Below are 3,333 nucleotides of genomic sequence, written 5' to 3' on the forward strand. Positions count from 1 at the left end.
CCCTCGTACTGGACGTACTTGGGGTTTCGGCCGGTGCGGCGAGTGGGGGTACCCCCTGCTCGAGCGGAGTCGAGAGCGTGGGGGAGCGTGCCGGGGTGTCGTGACGGGGCGAACGTTGCCTGCCGCGGCACTAGAAGGGGTCCTCGACGCCGATGGACTGCACCAGCCAGCCGAAGTCGCCCAGTCCGCCCGCCGCGGTGAGCTCGGCGGCCTCTCCGGCGCTCGCGAGGGCGCGCACGTATGCGGCGGGGTCGGTGGAGGCCAGCGCGAGCGGGGGGCGTGCGCCGGTCACGCCCAGGGCGCGCAGCGCCTCGCGCTGGGGGAGCACGCGTCCCCCGGGCAGCGCGCACGCGTCCAGGGCGACATGGGCCGTGAGGTCGCAGGAGCCGTCCGGGACGGGTGTGGTCTCGCGGCCTTCCCGGAACCCGGTGAGCGTCCCGAACGGCGGCCGGGTGCCCGCCGTGTGCGCGTAGTCCACGGCGACGGCGAGCCCCCGCCGGAGCGTCGCGACCGCGGCGGCCCACGCCTCGTCCCGGGGCAGGCCGATCTCCGCCCTCTGCCCCTCCTCGCCGGACAGCGGCCACCACCGCTCCAGCCATCGCGCCGGCTCCCCGTCCACCGGCTCGCCGAGCCGCTCGGTCCCGTCCTCCCGGACCAGCACCAGCCGTGCGACACCCGCGGCGTCCACCTCCGCGATCTCCACGGGTACGTTGTCCAGCCACTCGTTGGCGAACAGCAGCCCGGTCGTCCCCCGCGGGGGCTCGGCCAGCCACTCGATCCGGTGATCGAGCCCCGCGGGCCGCTCGGCTATCTCGACGGCGCACACGTGTGTGCGGGCCGCCACGTCCGGGGGCAGAGCGGCGAGCACCCCGCCGGCCAGCTCACCCCGCCCGGCCGCCATGTCGACGAAGTCCAGCACCGCGGGCCGTCCCAGTGCCTCGTCGACCCGGCACAGCAGCCGCGCCACGGCCCCGGCGAACAGGGGTGTCGCGTGCACGGATGTCCGGAAGTGTCCGGCCGGCCCCTCCGCGCGCCGGTAGAAGCCCCCCGGCGCGTACAGGGCGTCCCGCGCCGCCGCACGCCACCCGCGCCACTCCTGCCACTCGTTCCTCGTCCCTGCCGTCACCGGGCCAGGCTATGCGGACACAACGAACGCAACTCCACCTTGCGGAGTACGTGCGCCCGGTACGGATCGGTCCTCCGGTTGACCCCTGCACCTATCTCGCTTCCCTACGCTGGGTTACGTGCAGCGCCTCTATGACTTCCTCCGCAGACACCCGATGTGGGTCGACGGCACCTGGGCCGTCGTCCTCCTCGGGATTTCGCTCGTGGGCGGAGTGGCGGGCGGGTACGGACACCCGGCCGCCGCCGTTCCGCTCACGCTGCTGCTGTGCCTGGTGATCGCGCTGCGCCGCCGGATGCCGGAGAGGATGCTGCTGCTCGCGGCCGCGGTCGGAGTGGCCCAGCTGATCACCGACGTGCAGATCAGCCCCGCCGACTTCGCCATGCTGGTCATCGTCTACACGGTCGCCGCGGAGGGCGCGCGCTGGGCCTCCCGTTTCGCGCTCGGCGCCGGGCTGTGCGCCGCCCCCCTGGCCCACCTGCGCTGGCCGAGCGACGCGACGAACCTCGCGGGCAACATCGCCCTGACCGTCTTCATGACCGTGCCCTTCGCGCTCGCCTGGGTGCTCGGCGACTCCATCCGTACCCGCCGCGCCTACTTCGCGCAGCTGGAGGAGCGCGCCGCCCGCCTGGAGAAGGAGCGCGAGGCGCAGTCCAAGGTCGCCGTCGCCGCCGAGCGCGCCCGGATCGCACGCGAGTTGCACGACGTCGTCGCGCACAACGTGTCGGTGATGGTGGTCCAGGCCGACGGCGCCGCCTACGTCCTCGACGCCGCGCCCGACCAGGCGAAGAAGGCCCTGGAGACCATCTCCTCCACCGGCCGCCAGGCCCTCGCCGAGATGCGCCGCCTGCTCGGCGTGCTGCGCACCGGGGAGCACCAGGAGGCCGGGGAGTACGTGCCGCAGCCCGATGTGCAGCAGATCGAGGACCTCGTCGAGCAGTGCCGCGGTTCCGGACTGCCCGTCGACTTCAAGGTCGAGGGCACGCCCCGTGCGCTGCCCAGCGGCGTCGAGCTCACCGCCTACCGCATCGTGCAGGAGGCGCTCACCAACACCCGCAAACACGGCGGGGAGAACGCGGGCGCGAGCGTGCGCCTGGTGTACTTCGACGACGGCCTCGGCCTGCTCGTCGAGGACGACGGCAAGGGCGCCCCGCACGAGCTGTACGAGGAGGGCGGGTTCGACGGCCAGGGCCACGGTCTGATCGGCATGCGCGAGCGGGTCGGTATGGTCGGCGGCACCCTGGACGCGGGCCCGCGCCCGGGCGGAGGATTCCGCATCAGTGCCCTGCTGCCGCTCAAACCCGCGCACTGACGCCGGCGCACGCCCCTCGCTGACACCTGTAACGACCCCCCCCCATGGAAGAGGCCCGATGACGATCCGCGTGATGCTCGTCGACGACCAGGTGCTGCTGCGCACCGGGTTCCGGATGGTGCTCGCCGCCCAGCCGGACATGGAGGTCGTCGCGGAGGCGGGCGACGGCGTCGAGGCCCTCCAGGAACTGCGGAAGACCGAGGTCGACGTGGTGCTCATGGACGTCCGCATGCCGAAGCTCGACGGGGTGGAGACGACCCGCCGGATCTGCGAGGACGCCGACCCGCCGAAGGTGCTCATCCTGACCACCTTCGACCTCGACGAGTACGCCTTCTCCGGGCTGAAGGCGGGCGCCTCCGGCTTCATGCTCAAGGACGTGCCGCCGGCCGATCTCCTGGCCGCGATCAGGGCCGTGCACAGCGGTGACGCGGTCGTGGCGCCCTCCACCACCCGGCGGCTCCTGGACCGCTTCGCGCCCATGCTGCCGGGCGCCAAGCAGCCCCAGCACAAGGAGCTGGAGCGGCTCACCGAACGCGAGCGCGAGGTCATGGTGCTGGTCGCGCAGGGCCTGTCCAACGGCGAGATCGCGGCGCGGCTGGTGCTGTCGGAGGCGACCGTGAAGACCCACGTGGGCCGCATCCTGACCAAGCTCGGACTCAGGGACCGGGTGCAGGTCGTGGTGCTGGCCTACGAGACGGGGCTGGTGCGGGCCGGCGGGCACGGTTGATCTGTACGGGCGGGCCGGTGGCTCGACTGAGCGGTGCACGCGGGTCGGCGGGCATGGCTGATCTGTATGGGCGGGTCGGTGGCTCGACTGAGCGGTGCACGCGGGTCGGCGGGCATGGCTGATCTGTATGGGCGGGTCGGTGGCTCGACTGAGCGGTGCACGCGGGTCGGC

The 3,333-nt window shown here is 73.2% G+C and carries 3 protein-coding genes; 2 read left to right on the forward strand and 1 reads right to left on the reverse strand.

The genetic code is table 11. The annotated features are described in order from the left end of the window. Positions 1 to 130 precede the first annotated feature (130 nt). Positions 131 to 1,126: an SAM-dependent methyltransferase gene (locus ABZ281_RS43330; RefSeq protein WP_356663649.1), complete on the reverse strand. Its 996-nt coding sequence runs from the start codon at positions 1,124 to 1,126 to the stop codon at positions 131 to 133. 118 nt (positions 1,127 to 1,244) lie between these two features. Here ABZ281_RS43330 and ABZ281_RS43335 point away from each other — a divergent pair, with 118 nt between their 5' ends. Beyond that, the gene (locus ABZ281_RS43335) at positions 1,245 to 2,435 is read left to right on the forward strand and encodes a sensor histidine kinase (RefSeq protein ID WP_356663651.1); all 1,191 of its coding nucleotides are present in this window, start codon (positions 1,245 to 1,247) and stop codon (positions 2,433 to 2,435) included. A gap of 58 nt (positions 2,436 to 2,493) precedes the next feature. Beyond that, positions 2,494 to 3,162: a response regulator transcription factor gene (locus ABZ281_RS43340; protein ID WP_298567287.1), complete on the forward strand. Its 669-nt coding sequence runs from the start codon at positions 2,494 to 2,496 to the stop codon at positions 3,160 to 3,162. Positions 3,163 to 3,333: the final 171 nt, after the last annotated feature.

The sequence above is a fragment of the Streptomyces sp. NPDC006265 genome (assembly GCF_040613555.1).
Classification (GTDB): domain Bacteria; phylum Actinomycetota; class Actinomycetes; order Streptomycetales; family Streptomycetaceae; genus Streptomyces.

What these genes read in the sequence shown, in the direction of transcription:
- ABZ281_RS43340 (WP_298567287.1), top strand. Translation starts at nt 2,494, where the DNA reads ATGACGATCCGCGTGATGCTCGTCGACGACCAGGTGCTGCTGCGCACC.